The sequence below is a fragment of the Lentzea aerocolonigenes genome (assembly GCF_000974445.1).
GTDB classification, from domain to species: domain Bacteria; phylum Actinomycetota; class Actinomycetes; order Mycobacteriales; family Pseudonocardiaceae; genus Lentzea; species Lentzea aerocolonigenes.
The window spans coordinates 385,907-400,504 of record NZ_BBOJ01000014.1; the positions used below are offsets into that span (position 1 = coordinate 385,907).

Annotated in this window: 11 protein-coding genes; 6 read left to right on the plus strand and 5 right to left on the minus strand. The window is 68.5% G+C overall.

From position 1 onward, the window contains the following. Positions 1-5: 5 nt before the first annotated feature. Genes AOM45_RS27370 through AOM45_RS27385 form a run of 4 tightly spaced genes read right to left on the minus strand, consistent with a single transcriptional unit; the run spans position 6 to position 2,927 of the window. Positions 6-491 (minus strand): DUF1003 domain-containing protein, encoded by a 486-nt coding sequence (locus AOM45_RS27370; RefSeq protein WP_030473000.1) that lies wholly within the window; start codon positions 489-491, stop codon positions 6-8. Beyond that, positions 484-1,737 (minus strand): magnesium transporter MgtE N-terminal domain-containing protein, encoded by a 1,254-nt coding sequence (locus AOM45_RS27375; protein ID WP_030473001.1) that lies wholly within the window; start codon positions 1,735-1,737, stop codon positions 484-486. The genes AOM45_RS27370 and AOM45_RS27375 overlap by 8 nt, the downstream gene beginning before the upstream one ends. A 15-nt stretch (positions 1,738-1,752) precedes the next feature. After that, the gene (locus AOM45_RS27380) at positions 1,753-2,592 is read right to left on the minus strand and encodes an aminoglycoside phosphotransferase family protein (RefSeq protein WP_030473002.1); all 840 of its coding nucleotides are present in this window, start codon (positions 2,590-2,592) and stop codon (positions 1,753-1,755) included. Further along, the gene (locus AOM45_RS27385; protein ID WP_236703847.1) at positions 2,589-2,927 is read right to left on the minus strand and encodes a hypothetical protein; all 339 of its coding nucleotides are present in this window, start codon (positions 2,925-2,927) and stop codon (positions 2,589-2,591) included. Before AOM45_RS27385 ends, AOM45_RS27380 begins: the two co-directional genes overlap by 4 nt. Before the next feature lie 110 nt (positions 2,928-3,037). Between AOM45_RS27385 and AOM45_RS27390 the strand changes: the two genes are divergently transcribed. Together AOM45_RS27390 and AOM45_RS51125 are read left to right on the plus strand one after the other, a co-directional pair. Beyond that, entirely contained in the window at positions 3,038-3,997 is a 960-nt protein-coding gene (locus tag AOM45_RS27390) for an HpcH/HpaI aldolase/citrate lyase family protein (protein WP_030473004.1), read from the plus strand. Between the two features lie 145 nt (positions 3,998-4,142). Then, the gene (locus tag AOM45_RS51125) at positions 4,143-4,319 is read left to right on the plus strand and encodes a hypothetical protein (RefSeq protein ID WP_156094379.1); all 177 of its coding nucleotides are present in this window, start codon (positions 4,143-4,145) and stop codon (positions 4,317-4,319) included. A gap of 6 nt (positions 4,320-4,325) precedes the next feature. Here the strand turns inward: AOM45_RS51125 and AOM45_RS27395 are convergent, their stop codons facing one another. After that, complete coding sequence (locus AOM45_RS27395; protein WP_030473005.1) at positions 4,326-4,703, minus strand: DUF4190 domain-containing protein; 378 nt, start codon at positions 4,701-4,703, stop codon at positions 4,326-4,328. 201 nt (positions 4,704-4,904) lie between these two features. Between AOM45_RS27395 and AOM45_RS27400 the strand changes: the two genes are divergently transcribed. From AOM45_RS27400 to AOM45_RS27415, 4 genes are all read left to right on the plus strand, one after another. Then, positions 4,905-6,101, plus strand: coding sequence for an acyl-CoA dehydrogenase family protein (locus AOM45_RS27400; protein WP_030473006.1), 1,197 nt, complete (start codon positions 4,905-4,907; stop codon positions 6,099-6,101). Between the two features lie 80 nt (positions 6,102-6,181). Further along, complete coding sequence (locus AOM45_RS27405) at positions 6,182-7,003, plus strand: hypothetical protein (RefSeq protein WP_156094380.1); 822 nt, start codon at positions 6,182-6,184, stop codon at positions 7,001-7,003. Positions 7,004-7,041: 38 nt separating this feature from the next. Further along, entirely contained in the window at positions 7,042-7,641 is a 600-nt protein-coding gene (locus tag AOM45_RS27410; RefSeq protein WP_156094381.1) for a hypothetical protein, read from the plus strand. 292 nt (positions 7,642-7,933) lie between these two features. Beyond that, complete coding sequence (locus AOM45_RS27415) at positions 7,934-14,590, plus strand: laminin G domain-containing protein (protein WP_051784646.1); 6,657 nt, start codon at positions 7,934-7,936, stop codon at positions 14,588-14,590. Positions 14,591-14,598 lie beyond the last annotated feature (8 nt).

A 14,598-nucleotide genomic window follows, 5' to 3' on the forward strand; every position in this document is an offset into this window, starting at 1 on the left:
GCGGCTCAGGGCCTGACCTTCCTCAGGTTGTTCTGCTCCTTCACCAGCTTCTCCAGCTCCCCGCGGATGAAGTCGCGCGTCGCCACCTCCCCGACGGCCAGCCGCAGCGCCGCCAGCTCACGGGCCAGGAACTCGGTGTCGGCCTTGGTCTGCGCCGCCCGCGCCCGGTCCTCCTCCAGCGACACCCGGTCCCGGTCGTCCTGCCGGTTCTGCGCGAGCAGGATCAGCGGCGCGGCGTAGGCGGCCTGGGTCGAGAACGCCAGGTTCAGCAGGATGAACGGGTACGGGTCCCACTGCAGCGACACCGCGACGAGGTTCACCGTGATCCACGCGACGACGACCAGCGTCTGCCAGAACAGGAACTTGCCGGTGCCGAGGAAGCGCGCGAGGCGTTCGGAGAACTGACCGAACGCGTCCGGGTCGATGGACAGGCGGAAGCCGCGTGGCTCGCGCGGCTGGTCGAGGCGGCGCCGGGGCAGCAGTTCAGGCATGGCTCAGTCCCGTCTCGCGCCAGTTGTCCGGCAGCAGGTGGTCCAGCACGTCGTCCACGGTGACCGCGCCGAGCAGGTGCTCGGTCTCGTCGAGGACCGGTGCGCACACGAGGTTGTAGGTGGCGAAGTAGCGCGTCACGTCGCTCAGCGAGGCGTTCGGCGACAGTCGCGCCATGCTCGTGTCGAGCACGCCGGCGACCAGGTCGAACGGTGGTTCGCGCAGCAGCCGCTGGATGTGCACGCAGCCGAGGTAGCGGCCGGTCGGGGTCGCGGACGGCGAGCGGCACACGAAGACCATCGACGCCAGCGCCGGGGTGAGGTCCGGGTTTCGCACGCGTGCCAGCGCTTCCGCGATGGTCGCGTCCGGGGTGAGGATGATCGGTTCCGGCGTCATGAGACCGCCGGCCGTGTCGAACGAGTACTCGAGCAGCCGCCGGACCGGTTCGGACTCCTCGGGTTCCATCAGCTCCAGCAGCCGGTCCTTGGTGCCCTCGGCCAGCTCGCCCAGCAGGTCCGCCGCGTCGTCCGGGTTCATCGCCTCCAGGACGTCCGCGGCGCGTTCCTCGTCCAGGTGCGACAGGACGTCCTTCTGGTCCTCTTCGGACAGTTCCTCGATGACGTCCGCGAGCCGTTCGTCGTCCAGCGCGTCGGCGACCTCGTAGCGGCGCTTGGGAGGCAGCTCGTGCAGGGCGTTCGCCACGTCGGCGGCGCGCATGCCCTCGAACACCGCGACCAGCTGCTGCGCGCCCTGCGGCTGACCCGCGATCTCGTTCACGCTGAGCCCGCCGACGTCCTCCCACCGCCACACCTGCACCGGGCCCTTGAGCCCGAACCTGCCGGTGCGCTCCCGCCCGGCGACGCGGACCACGCGCCAGTCGCGGGTGCGGGTCAGCTCCATCGCGGCGTCCACGACGACCGCCGTGCCACCGTCGGCGAGCTCGATCTTGGCGTCGAGCAGCTCGCCGATCACCATCACCTCGTTGACGCGCTGGTGGAACGGCCGCAGGTTCACCGATCCCGTCGCGAGCGTCACGGCGTTCGGCTCGATCGAGGTGAGCCGCAGCATCGGCACGAAGATCCGCCGGCGCGTCACCAGCTCGACGACGAGGCCCAGCACGCGCGGCGGCTGGCGGTCGATCCGGAGGCTGATCACGACGTCGCGGGCCTTGCCGACGGGTTCGCCGTCGGGACCGAACACGGGGAGTCCGGCCAGCTGAGCGATGTAAACCCGGTTCACAGCCACCACAGTGACCAGGCTAGATCAGGTTCTGGCCGCCCACCGGGCGATCTCGGCGCAGAAGACCGCAAAGTCCTCCAAGTCCTCTTCCAGGCACCACACCCAGTTCGCGACCGCCCGGTAGAGCGTCCAGTCCCGCGCCTTCGCCACGTCGAGCTCGCCGGCGTCGCAGATCGCGAGGAAGCGGTCGGTCAGGCCCTTGCGGCCGTCGAGCTCGTCGAACCTGTTCCACAGCAACGGGATCACGCTGTACTCGCGATCACCGGACAGCGGCTTCGGGTCGATCATCAACCACGGTTCGCGGTCGCCGCGCAGCACGTTCAGGAAGTGCAGGTCCTCGTTCACCAGCGTGGTGCCCATGGTCCTGGTGTCGGCAACATCACGTGCGGCGTCGAACAGTGCGCGCGGGATCGCGGGGTGATCCCGCAGCTCGCCCTCGAACCGGCGGATCTCGGCGGGCGCGGTCAGGTCGCGGTGACGGCGCAGCAGCCCGCAGATCACCCCGATCGCCTTGTCGATCGGCTCGTCGTCCAGCGAGTGCGTGTGGTCGAGGCGTTCGAGCAGCAACGCGCCGAGCTCCTCGTCGTGGTCGAGCAGCCGCACCGCGCCGTCGCCGTTGTAGAGGCGCAGGGCCAGCGGTTCGTTCTCGGTTTCCTCGCCGACCCAGGTGATCTTGAGGGCCGCCGGGTGGCCGTCGGCCTGGCGGACCGGGAGCACGATGGCGCACATCCCGTTCATCAGCGGCCCGTCCGGGGTCAGCCGCCACCGCGCGCACGCCTTGGTGGCGAGCTTCGGCAGTGAGGCCACCCACTCGTCGGCACGTTCGCCGAGAGCCTTTCCGAAGCCTTCCGGAACCGTGATCATGCGCTGAACTCCAAGCGGTACACGGCATCCCACTCCGGCTTGGTGTTGAGGCGTGCTGTTCTCAGCGCCTGAGCCGTCTCCTCGTCCGGCTCGGTCAGGTGCGCGACGGCCTGAGCGTCGATGAGGTGCGAGTGCGTGCTGGGGGAGCGGACGGTCACCGTGACCTGTGCCTGGTCGGTCAGGCCGGGCACCTGCTGCTCGGTGCCGCCGGTGATGACCCAGAGCGCGTCGTCACGCCAGTGCGCGTGCACGAGACGGGGTTCGTGGCCGGGCGAGGTGATCCACACGGCCGCCGCCTTGCGCAGCGCCGCGTCCAGAACTCGAGTGATCTCCACCGGTTCAGCCTGCCAGGCTTTGTGAGACCGGACTCAGCGAATATGCGCCCGGAGATGATGCGTGCCACTGTGGCGCACATAGTTACCGGCCGGTACGAGGAGGTACCCCAGTGGTCGACCAGCAGCGTCCCCGTCGCTCGTGTCTGGCGGTCCCCGGCTCGAGCCAGAAGATGATCGACAAGGCGCGCACGCTGCCGGCGGACCAGGTGTTCCTGGACCTCGAGGACGCCTGCGCCCCGCTGGCCAAGCCCGACGCCCGCAAGACCATCGTCGCCTCGTTGAACGAGGGCGGCTGGGGCGACAAAGCCCGCGTCGTGCGCGTCAACGACTGGACGACGGAGTGGACCTACCGCGACGTCACCGAGGTCGTCGAGGGAGCGGGCGCGAACCTCGACTGCATCATGCTGCCGAAGGTCCAGACGCCCGAGCAGATCGTCGCGCTCGACTTCCTGATCACGCAGATCGAGAAGACGATGGGCTACGAGGTCGGCAAGATCGGCATCGAGGCGCAGATCGAGAACGCCCTGGGCCTGAACAACGTCAACGCGATCGCCACCGCGTCCCCGCGCGTCGAGACGATCATCTTCGGTCCCGCGGACTTCATGGCGTCCATCAACATGAAGTCGCTGGTCGTCGGCGAGCAGCCGCCCGGCTACGACGTCGGCGACGCCTACCACTACATCCTGATGCGGATCCTGATGGCCGCGCGGGCTCACGACAAGCAGGCCATCGACGGCCCCTACCTGCAGATCCGCGACGTCGAGGGCTACAAGCGCGTCGCCGGTCGTTCCGCGGCGCTGGGCTTCGACGGCAAGTGGGTGCTGCACCCCGGCCAGATCGACGCGGCCAACGAGGTCTTCAGCCCGAAGCAGGACGACTACGACCACGCCGAGAACATCCTCGACGCGTACGAGTTCTACACGTCCGAGGCGGGCGGTAAGCGCGGCGCGGTGATGCTCGGTGACGAGATGATCGACGAGGCGTCGCGCAAGATGGCGTTGGTGATCTCCGGCAAGGGGCGCGCCGCGGGCATGTCGCGGTCGAACGTCTGGACTCCGCCGGAGGACTGATCTCGTTACGGATTGTGTGCCATTTCACCTGAACCGTCACTGAAAGTGTTCAACCGTTACAGGTTGCGTTCAAAACCGGTGAGGTGGCGCACAATCCGTCACCGGGGTTTGCGATCGGGCCCCCGGTGCGGTGCATGCTCGGGGCATGTCACGTTCGAGTAACGGCAAGGCGAGCAGACGGCTGCGGCTCTTCAAGCGCCGCGAGGACGACCTGCTCGAGCGCAGCTTCCGCAGCTGCCCGGGATGCGATGCCGACGTCCACGTGTTCGCCGACGTCTGCCGCCACTGCGGCGACTCCCTGGAGATCGTCCTCGCGAGCTGAGTCTCGCTACCGGATGCCCTGGTTGGCCGCCGCGATGATCGCGATGATGATGATCGCCAGGTAGAGCAACCACCCAACGATCACGACGTAACCGATGATCACGCCCGCGAGCGCCATGCCGCGGCCGTCCTCCTCGCCCCGCTTGATCCGCCCCATCGCGATGTGGCCGAAGATGACGCCGGCGATGGCCGTCACGCCACAGGTGGCAAGTCCCACGCACGACAGCACGAGCGCGAGGATCGCGTTCGTCTGCGGCTTGGGCGCTGCCGGGTAGCCGTAGCCGCCGTACATGGGCTGCTGGCCGTACGGGCCGGGCTGGCCGTAGGGCTGCTGCTGGCCGTACGGGTCCCCCGGCTGCTTCGGGTTGTACGGGTCGTAGGTCATCGGGGTCCCCCTAGGTCTGGTGAGCGGGGATCTTAAGGTCCCCACGCGATCCTCGTCGCGTGCGGGTGCGCGATTCCACCGGTGAGTGATGCTGTTTCGGTACAGCGGGCATCACCGTGTTGCGGAGAGCACACCGCGGTCGCAAACGAGCGTTAACCGGTCCATACTCGCCGGTAACTCTTGCTTTGGAAGGGAAGTGCGATGGCGCGCCTCGCCCAGACCGCGGGTCTCACGGACATCCAGGAAGAAATCCTCGCGACCGTTCGCACGTTCGTGGACAAGGAGATCATTCCGCACGCCCAGACGCTGGAGCACGGCGACACGTACCCCGCCGACATCGTCGAGGGCATGAAGGAGATGGGCCTGTTCGGCCTGACGATCCCGGAGGAGTACGGCGGCCTGGGCGAGTCCCTGCTGACCTACGCGCTCGTCGTCGAGCAGATCGCGCGCGGCTGGATGAGCGTCTCCGGTGTCATCAACACCCACTTCATCGTGGCGCACATGCTCAAGCAGCACGGCACGCCCGAGCAGAAGGAGAAGTACCTGCCGCGGATGGCCGCGGGCGAGGTGCGCGGCTCGTTCTCCATGTCCGAGCCCGAGCTCGGCTCCGACGTCGCGGCGATCCGCACCCGTGCCGTGAAGGGCGACTCCGGCTACACGATCAACGGCCAGAAGATGTGGCTGACGAACGGTGGCACGTCGAACCTCACCGCCGTGCTGGTGAAGACGGACGAGGGCGCCGACAAGCCCCACCAGAACCTCACGACGTTCCTGGTCGAGAAGCCCGAGGGCTACGGGGAGGTCCTGCCGGGCCTCACGATCCCCGGCAAGATCGACAAGATGGGCTACAAGGGCGTCGACACCACCGAGATGGTGTTCGACGGCTTCGAGATCGCCGCCGACCAGATCCTCGGCGGGGTGTCCGGCCAGGGCTTCCGCCACATGATGGACGGCGTCGAGGTGGGCCGCGTGAACGTGGCCGCCCGCGCGTGCGGCATCGCGATCCGCTCGTTCGAGCTCGCCATCGACTACGCCCAGCAGCGCAAGACGTTCGGCAAGGCCATCGCCGAGCACCAGGCCATCGCCTTCAAGCTCGCCGAGATGGCCACCAAGGTCGAGGCGGCGCACCTGATGATGGTCAACGCGGCCCGCCTGAAGGACTCGGGCCAGCGCAACGACGTCGAGGCCGGCATGGCCAAGCTCATCGCGTCGGAGTACTGCGCCGAGGTGACGCAGGAGGCGTTCCGCATCCACGGCGGCTACGGCTACTCCAAGGAGTACGAGATCGAGCGCCTGATGCGCGAGGCGCCGTTCCTGCTGATCGGCGAGGGCACGTCGGAGATCCAGAAGACGATCATCTCGCGCGGCCTGCTCCGCGAGTACCAGTCGCGCGGCTGAAGGTTCGTCCGTTAGGGGTCAATCTTTCACGGGACTGGCCCCTAACGGTTTTCGCCTGGGACCCATAGGGTTCGCTCACTTTGAGCACAGATCTGACGCTGCCGGGACCTGTGTCGCCGCCGCACGTCGTCCGCATGGAGCTGGACACGTTCTCCGGTGTCGACCGTTCCGCGCTGGCCAAGTGGTTCGCGGCCCTCTTCGACGACCTGCTGGCACCTCTGTGTCCCGCGTCCGTGCGGGAGCTGGTGTCGGTGGCCCGCGACTACGTTCCATCCGACACAACTCCCTGGGGCCCGCCGGGTTACGCGCGGCTGCTGCTCTCTTCGGGTGACTTCACCCCGTCGTCGTGGGACGAGGCACTGTCGGACCTGCCGTCGTTCCTGCGCGTGCAGCTCGTCCAGCTCGACTTCCAGGGCCTGCCGCTGGTCGACGGCGGCTGGTGCGCGGAGGTCCTGCTGAAGGACGACCCGTCGTTCCCGCACCAGATCGTGGTCACCGCCTCGCGAACCCTCTTCGGCGGCTGGATTTCCCGTGTGGTGCAACAGGAGTGGCTGTCGGCGTTCCGGTCGGGAGCGTCGCTGGTGCGGGCGTCCGGTGGCTGGATCACGCTGGACAGGGTCGGCGTGCGGACCGCGCACGAGGTGGCCGTGGGCGTGGGGCTCGACGAATCCCTTTTCACGGCAGCGGAGTTGGCCCGCGGACCGCACTGGGCGACGCTGCTCGGCCCGCGTCAGGTCGCCGCTTTGGGTGGCGTGCAAGAGGTCTGCGCTTCCGCACCGTGCTTCTCCGTTGAGCACCTGGGTGGTGGCCGCATACTTCTGCAGCTGACGGAGCACCTGGACGAGGTGCCGCAGGACGCGGTGGAGAAGCTGACCAAGTTCCTCCAGCCGGTCCTGCACTGACCCTGCCGAGCGCGGTCATCGGTGGGACGCTGTCGTCCGTGAGACCTTCCCCGAAAACCGACGTGCTGGTGGCCGTGGACACCGCACTGCGCCCGACGGGCTTCGTCCGCCGCGGCCACGTCTGGCTGCAGAACCGCGGTGACGGCGTTTCCGGCTGGCTCGGCTTCGGCGTGTCCGGGTCTCTCGAGCTCACCCCGCTGGTGGGCGTGTGTTTCCGCCGCTACGACGAGGTCTGCCGCGCGTTGGGCGTCGGGATTCCGGGGATGCCCCTGGTCTCGGCGCCACTCGGCTCGCTGATGGGGGACAAGCCCGTCTGGCGGTGGACGTTCGAGCCGGGCGGTGACCACGCGGCGGCCGCTTCGGAGCTGGTCGCCGCGTTCGTCAAGCACGGCCTGCCGTACATCGACAAGCACGCGAAGTGGGACGCGCTGGCTCGTGAGCTCGTCGCGAAGCCGGAGTCGTTGCTCGACTTCGAACGGGCGCGCAAGCTCGCGATCATCCACGTGCTGGGTGGGAACGCCGGTGCCGCTCGTGAGGTGTTGAAGAAGGAGCGGGAACGGGTGGCGGACAGCGCCGACGTCTACGCACGGTCGTACCGGGCTTTCGCGCACCGGTTCGAGCTGACGTTTCGAACCTGACCAGTCTCGAACACGTGTTCGATCATTTCGGCCCAATCAAAGCTGGCTGAACGGTATTTCTCCGAATTGTCCGAACTCACACTTCGCTCACACGTGATCGGTATCACCCAGTTGGACTATAGGTAACCCCAGCACCGTTTGTGACTATTCGCGGGTCGATGTTTAGTCCGCGTGTTGTCGGGGGACATGCGCGTGACCACGGGGGATCTACGTGTTCAACCGCCGCCCTGCGGCGAGGCAGTCATGCCTGCGCGCGCCCAGAAACGCAGTAGCGGCGCTTCTCGCCGTGACCATGGCGGCCACCGCCGTGGTCGTCACCGCGAGCGCGCCGCAAGCGCCGCCCGTGGCAGTTCCGATCACCGAGGCCCCCGACACCGGCAGCGCGCTGGTCGCCGCCCGAGCTCAGGGCACCGAGGTCGAGGCGATCAGCATGCGGACATCGACGCGTGAGGTGTTCGCTCAGCCGAACGGACAGCTCAAGGCCCTCCTTTCCGCTGTTCCGCAACGGATTCAGCGCGACGGCAAGTGGTTGCCGATCGAGACCGCGCTCGAGCCGGGCAGCGACGGCATCACGCCCAAGGCCACCGAGACCGGCCTCACCTTCTCCCGCGGCGGCACCGAAGAGCCGCTCGTGCGGCTGCGCAAGGACGGCAAGTCGTTCGCGCTCACTTGGCCGGGCACCCTGCCCGCGCCGGCGCTCGACGGTCCGAACGCGACCTACACCGAGGTCCTGCCCGGCGTCGACCTGCGGATGATCGCGCGGAACGACGGGTACCAGCAGCTGATCATCGTGAAGAACCGTGAGGCGGCCCGGCACGTCGAGCGCGTCCGGCTCGGCGTGAAGACCGACGGGCTGGAGCTGAAGCCCGCCGAGAACGGCGCGTTCACCATGGTCGACGCCGCGGGCGCCAAGGTGTTCGAGGTGCCCACCTCGCTGATGTGGGACTCGAAGAAGCAGGAGAACCCGGACGCGCCGCGCACCGACCAGCAGCCGGTCGGGGTGGAGATCGCGGCCGACGCCCTCACACTGGTGCCCCACCAGGGAATGCTCGCCGACAGCGCGACCGTCTACCCGGTCTACATCGACCCGGCACCGCACGTCGGGGTGAACGACGGCTGGACGACCGTCTACGACGACGGCACCAACGCGATGCGCGAGGGCAAGCACTGGAACGGCTACGACACCGAGGCCGAGAAGCCGGAGTACTGGTGGATCGGCGTCAGCCCCACCGCGCGGTCCGGCCGTGCCTACGGGTGGAACCTGAAGACCAGGACGTACTTCCAGTACAACACCAGCTTCCTCGGCAGCAAGGACATCTCCTCCGCCCGGCTCGACGTCGAGGTCGTGCACTCGCCCACGTGCAACGTGGAGCACAACCACCGCCTGTACCAGTCCCGGTGGGACGTCGACTGGAACACGAACTGGAACAACCAGCCCGCCGACTGGGGTGTGATCAGCGAGATCTCGGTGCCGTCGGTGTACAGCAACTGTTCCGGGCACAAGGCGCTCTCCTTCACCAGCCCCAACTTCCCGGCCCAGATCGACAAGACCGGCAACTCGACGTTCTCGATCCGCGCGGCCGACGAGGGCAACCAGGACTACTGGCGGAAGTTCGATCCCGGCAAGACGAAGCTGGTCATCTACTACAACGGCACGCCGAACACGCCGGAGGAGCCGTCGACGGACCTCAACCTCCAGGCGTGCGCCAACTGCGCAGGCATGCCCTGGGTCGGCGACTCCACCATCCAGCTGCGCGCGAAACTGTCCGATCCGGACGGTGACCAGGTCAACGGCATCTGGGACGTCTACGACGACGTCGTCCCCGGCGACCCGGCGAAGCAGAACAAGCGCGTGTTCACGTCCGGCCCGCACGGTTCCGGGACGACGGCGGCGAAGGACGTGCCGCTCTCCGGCGTCGCGGACGACCGCCTGATCACGTGGTTCGTGGCGGCGAGCGACGGTGACAAGAAGGGCGGGTACGTCATCGGTCCGAAGCAGTTCCGGATCGACCGCACCGCACCGGTGAACCAGCCGGACGTCAGCAGCCTCGCCTACCCCGACGACAACCGCTGGCACGGCGGCACCACCGTGCCCGGCGCGTTCACGTTCACCGCGAAGGACGCCGACGTCGACAGGTTCGACTACGGCTGGGACGACGCCATGACCAACTCGGTCGTCGCGAACGGCCTCGGCGGCAAAGCCACCGTCACGCTGACGCCGCCGGGCGACGGCCCGCGCGACCTGTTCGTCCGGTCCAGGGACAAGGCGGGCAACCCCGGTCCGAAGCGCGTGCACCACATCTACGTCCGCGCGGGCAGCGGTGCGATCTCGCAGTACACGTTGGACGGCAACGTCAACGACAGCGCGTACCTCGGTGACCGCCACGGCACCACGCACGGCAACGTGAGCTACGTGTCCGGCCCGCTGGGTTCCGCGCTGAACCTGGACGGCTCGGGAGGACACATCACCGCGCCCACCGCGGTGCGCACGGACGCGAGCTTCTCGGTGTCCGCCTGGGTGAAGGTGGACGCCGTCGACGGGAGCTGGGGGACCGCGGTCTCCCAGGTGGGCAACGAGACGTGCGGGTTCTGCCTGCGCTACGAGGGCGGCTCCCGGCGTTGGGTGTTCTTGATGCCGCACAAGGACTCCATCACGGACAACCAGGTGGTCTTCGTGCGGTCGACGGAGGAGCCCACGGCGGGAGCGTGGACCCACCTCACGGGTGTGTACGACGCCGGCAACTCCCAGTTGAAGCTGTACGTCAACGGCGTGTTGCAGGGCACCTCACCGGGGAGCCCCACACCGTGGAACGCGGCGAGCGAACTGCGCATCGGTCAGTCGAAGGCCGGCAGCGTCAGCGACACCTGGTGGCGTGGCGGGATCGACGAGGTCCGCGTCTACGACCGCCCGCTCACCGACGCCGAGGTGCGCGGTGAGGTCCGGCGCGACAACGTCCAGGCGGGCCACTGGCGCTTCGAGGAGGACCTGGCCACCGTCGCGCGCAACTCGGTGACCAATGGCGAGTCCGCGATGTTGTCCGGCGGTGTCTCGTTCTTCGAGCAGCGCCCGCAGCCGAAGAACCACGCACTGCGCTTCGACGGCACCGGCCAGGTGCGCACCACGGGGCCCGTTGTCCGCACGGACAAGAGCTTCAGCGTCTCCGGCTACGTCACGCTCGCGGACACGAACGGCACGATGACCGTGCTGTCCCAGGACGGCCCGGACTCCAGCGGGTTCGTGCTCCAGCAGAAGGACGGCCGCTGGCAGTTCGGCATGACCGAAGGCAACGGCAGCACCGCGTGGAACGTGCTCGCGCAGACCGCTCCGGGCACCGCCGTCGCGAACACTCCGACGCACCTCGCGGCGGTCTTCGACTCGGTCACCAAGAAGGCGTCCCTGTACGTCAACGGCGGGACACCCGCGGAGAGCGCCGCGGCGACCAAGCCGTTCTGGGACTCCGCCGGCGCGTTCGTCATGGGCAACGACCAGCAGGGCGCCGCCCTGCGCGGTGACCTCGACGACGTCCGGGTGCACAGCAGGGCCCTGGCGGCGGACGAGGTCGCCGACATCGTCAAGCTCGACGCCGACCCGGTCCGCCAGTGGCGGCTCGACGGCGACGGCCTCGACACGTCCGGCTACAACGGCACCGCGTCGCTCGGCGACCAGGTCAGCTGGGGCAGCGGGCAGAGCGACAACTCCGACCCGAAGGACCTGAGCCTGCGCATCAGCGGTGTCCCCGGTGCGTCGCTCTACGCCTCGCACGTCCTCGACACGTCCCGCAACTTCTCGGTCAGCGCCTGGGCGCGGCTCGACAAGCTCGTCGACGGTCAGTCGCCGACGGTGCTGTCGCAGGACGGCACCACGACGAGCGCGTTCCAGCTCCAGGCGACGCCGGACGGCCACTGGGCGTTCGCGATGTTCCAGACGGACCAGGCGGGAGGCGGCGCGCGGCACGACCGGGCGATCGGCGCGGTGGCCCAGCTGGGCGTGTGGACCCACCTCGTGGGCACCTACGACGCGGCGCGTGACGTGATGACGTTGTACGTCAACGGTGTTGAGGCCGCCACGGTCGCACACCCCGACGCGTGGAACCACCCGACGGGCCAGTTCCGGATCGGCCGCGGGCTGTGGGACAGCAAGCAGGCCGACTACTTCCCCGGTGCGATCGACGACGTCGAGGTGCACACCCGCGTGCTGTTCGCGGACGAGATCCGCGACAAGGCGGGCCGCGACCTCAGCCTCGTGCACAAGTGGCAGTTCGACGAGGGCACCGGCACGAACGCCGCGGACTCGGTCGGCGGCAAGGCGGGCACGCTGACCAACGCCGCGTTCGGCGTGGGCAGGCTCGGCAACGCCGCGACGTTCAACGGCACCAACGCAGAGGTCTCGACCGGAGCCGTCGTGCGCACCGACCAGAACTTCACCGTGTCGGCGTGGGTCAAGATGCCCGAGCCCTGTTCCGCGAACTGCAAGCGGGTCGCGGTGAGCCAGGAAGGCGAGCACAACAGCAAGTTCCGCCTCGGGTTCCTCAAGGACCGCGACCACCTGGGCAACTGGGTGTTCGAGATGACCGAGGACGACACCGACGCCACCAAGGTGACCGTGGCCGCGGTGTCTGCGGAGGTCGAGGACTTCACGGAGTGGGTGCACCTCGTCGGTGTGTACGACCGCGCCGCGAAGCAGGTGCTGCTGTACGTGCAGGGCAACCGCGTCGGCGACGGCGTGGTCAACTCGGTCTGGCAGGCGAACGGTGGCCTGCAGATCGGCCGCGCCAAGCTCCGCAGCGCCCCCGCCGAGCGCTGGGCGGGATCGATCGACGACGTCCGCTTCTACACCGGTGCCCTGGACAACGAGGGTGTGTTCGGCCTTTTCCGGTCGTACCCGGAGAAGGACCAGCCCGCAGCGACCCTGCCTGCGGCGGATGCCGGTCACTGGAAGCTGAACGACGGCAGCGGCACGACCGCGGTCGACAGCAGCGGCCGCAACAACACGATGACGTTCACCGGCACCGCCCCCACTTGGATCGGCGGGCGCAACGGCGCCGGTGTCTCGCTCGACGGTTCCACCGCCTCGGCCGAGACCGCGGGGCCGGTCATCGAGGACACGTCGCGCAGCTTCACCGCTTCCGCCTGGGTGTACGCCCAGGCCGGCGTCACCGGCCGCCGAGCCGTCCTGGCGCAGGACGGCACCAGGATGAGCGCGTTCTCGCTGTCCTACGACGGGGACTCCGGAAAGTGGGCGGTGGTCCAGTCGAGCAAGGACGAGGACGGGGCGCCCTCCGCGGTGCTGCTCTCGACGGAGCTCGCCAAAACCGACCGGTGGACGCACCTCGCGGTCGTCCACGATGCCGCCTCGAAGCAACTTCGCCTGTACGTCAACGGTGTGCTGTCCGCGGTCAACGTCGGCGTGGTCATGTGGAAGGCCGACGGACCGTTCGTCATCGGCCGCAACAAGGTGAACGGCGTGAAGGGCAGCTGGTTCTACCGCGGCATCGACGACGTGCGCGTCTTCGGCAGCGCGCTGACGGCGGGCGAGGTCGGCAAGGTCCACGACGACGCGCCGTTCAACGACAGCGGACTCTGGAAGTTCGACGAGAACAGCGGCAATGACAGCACGTGGCGCAACAACACCGCCACGACCTCTGGCAACGCCTCGTACGTGCCCGGGGTGATCGGCAACGCCCTCAAGCTGGACGGCTCGGCGTCCGCTGCGGCGCAGTGGCACGGCGTCAACACCCGTGACAGCTTCACCGTCGAGGCGTGGGCGCGGCTGGAGCGCGACGACAAGACCTACACCGTGCTCGGCCAGAACGGCACCAGCGTCAGCACGTTCGTCCTGCAGTACCGGCCCGAGTCCAAGCGGTGGGTGTTCGCTGCGCCCGTCCAGGACTCCGACCAGGCGCCGCTGGTGAAGGCGCAGTCCGCGGAGCCGGCCGTCACGTGGCGCTGGACCCACCTCGCCGGCGTGTACGACCACGTTGCCGGGCAGCTGCGGCTCTACGTCGACGGCAAGCTCGCCGGAAGCGAGTCGGCCAGGCTCTGGCCGTCCGACGGCGGGATGACGATCGGCAAGGGCAGGTGGCAGGGCAAGGACGCCGACCTCTTCGCGGGTCTCGTCGACGAGGTGCGCGCGGTGGAAGGCGCGGTGACCGAGGCGAAGATCCTCGAACACGCCTCGCGCCCGTTGCCGGCCGCGGGCCAGCTCGGCCGCTACGTCAGCATCAACGGCACCGGCGAGCACTACACGGGCCTCACCTCCGTGCCGCCGCTGCCCAACTACCGCTACGAGGGCGTGGCGGGACAGCCGGTGTCACCGACGGAGCCGAACACGCAACGGCTGTACTCGTGCAAGTCGGGCACCGACCACTTCAGCTCGACCGCGGCGGACTGCGAGGGCGCGACGCTGATCGGTGAGACCGGCGCGGTCTACTCCGTGAAGCCGGTCAACATCCCCACCGTCGAGCTCAACCTGTGCGTGGTCAACGCCGACCGGTTCACGTCCCTGGCGTCCGACTGCGAGGGCCAGACCAAGGTCAAGCGCCTGGGTTACCTGCGGGCTTACGCACCGCTGGTCCGCTACCTCACCACGCAGTTCCCCTGGGACCACTGGAGCACCACCCAGGGCGTGCTGCCCGGCTACAAGTCGGAGGGCGTCCTGGGCTACCTCGCCATGACCGGTGAGCCGGGCACCACGACGCTCTGGGTGTGCCGCGAGGGCACCGACACCTTCAGCTCGCTGGACTCCACCTGCGGCGGCAAGCAGAAGATCGGCAGCGCGGGCAACATCTGGACCACCGCACCGGCCGACAAGCCGTCCAAGGAGCTGTTCCGCTGCCGTGCCAACGGAGTCGGCAACAGGTTCGACTCGTTGAGCTGCGAAGGCCACCCGGTCGAGCAGTCGCTCGGCTTCGTACTCGTGAGCCCGCCGGCCACCGCCGCGACGTTCTGACTTCTGGG

Bases quoted from the DNA above. Each gene is read 5' to 3' on its own strand.
- AOM45_RS27380 (WP_030473002.1), bottom strand. From the start codon at position 2,592: ATGATCACGGTTCCGGAAGGCTTCGGAAAGGCTCTCGGCGAACGTGCC.
- AOM45_RS27370 (WP_030473000.1), bottom strand. From the start codon at position 491: ATGCCTGAACTGCTGCCCCGGCGCCGCCTCGACCAGCCGCGCGAGCCA.
- AOM45_RS27400 (WP_030473006.1), top strand. From the start codon at position 4,905: ATGGCGCGCCTCGCCCAGACCGCGGGTCTCACGGACATCCAGGAAGAA.
- AOM45_RS27415 (WP_051784646.1), top strand. From the start codon at position 7,934: ATGGCGGCCACCGCCGTGGTCGTCACCGCGAGCGCGCCGCAAGCGCCG.
- AOM45_RS51125 (WP_156094379.1), top strand. From the start codon at position 4,143: ATGTCACGTTCGAGTAACGGCAAGGCGAGCAGACGGCTGCGGCTCTTC.
- AOM45_RS27395 (WP_030473005.1), bottom strand. From the start codon at position 4,703: ATGACCTACGACCCGTACAACCCGAAGCAGCCGGGGGACCCGTACGGC.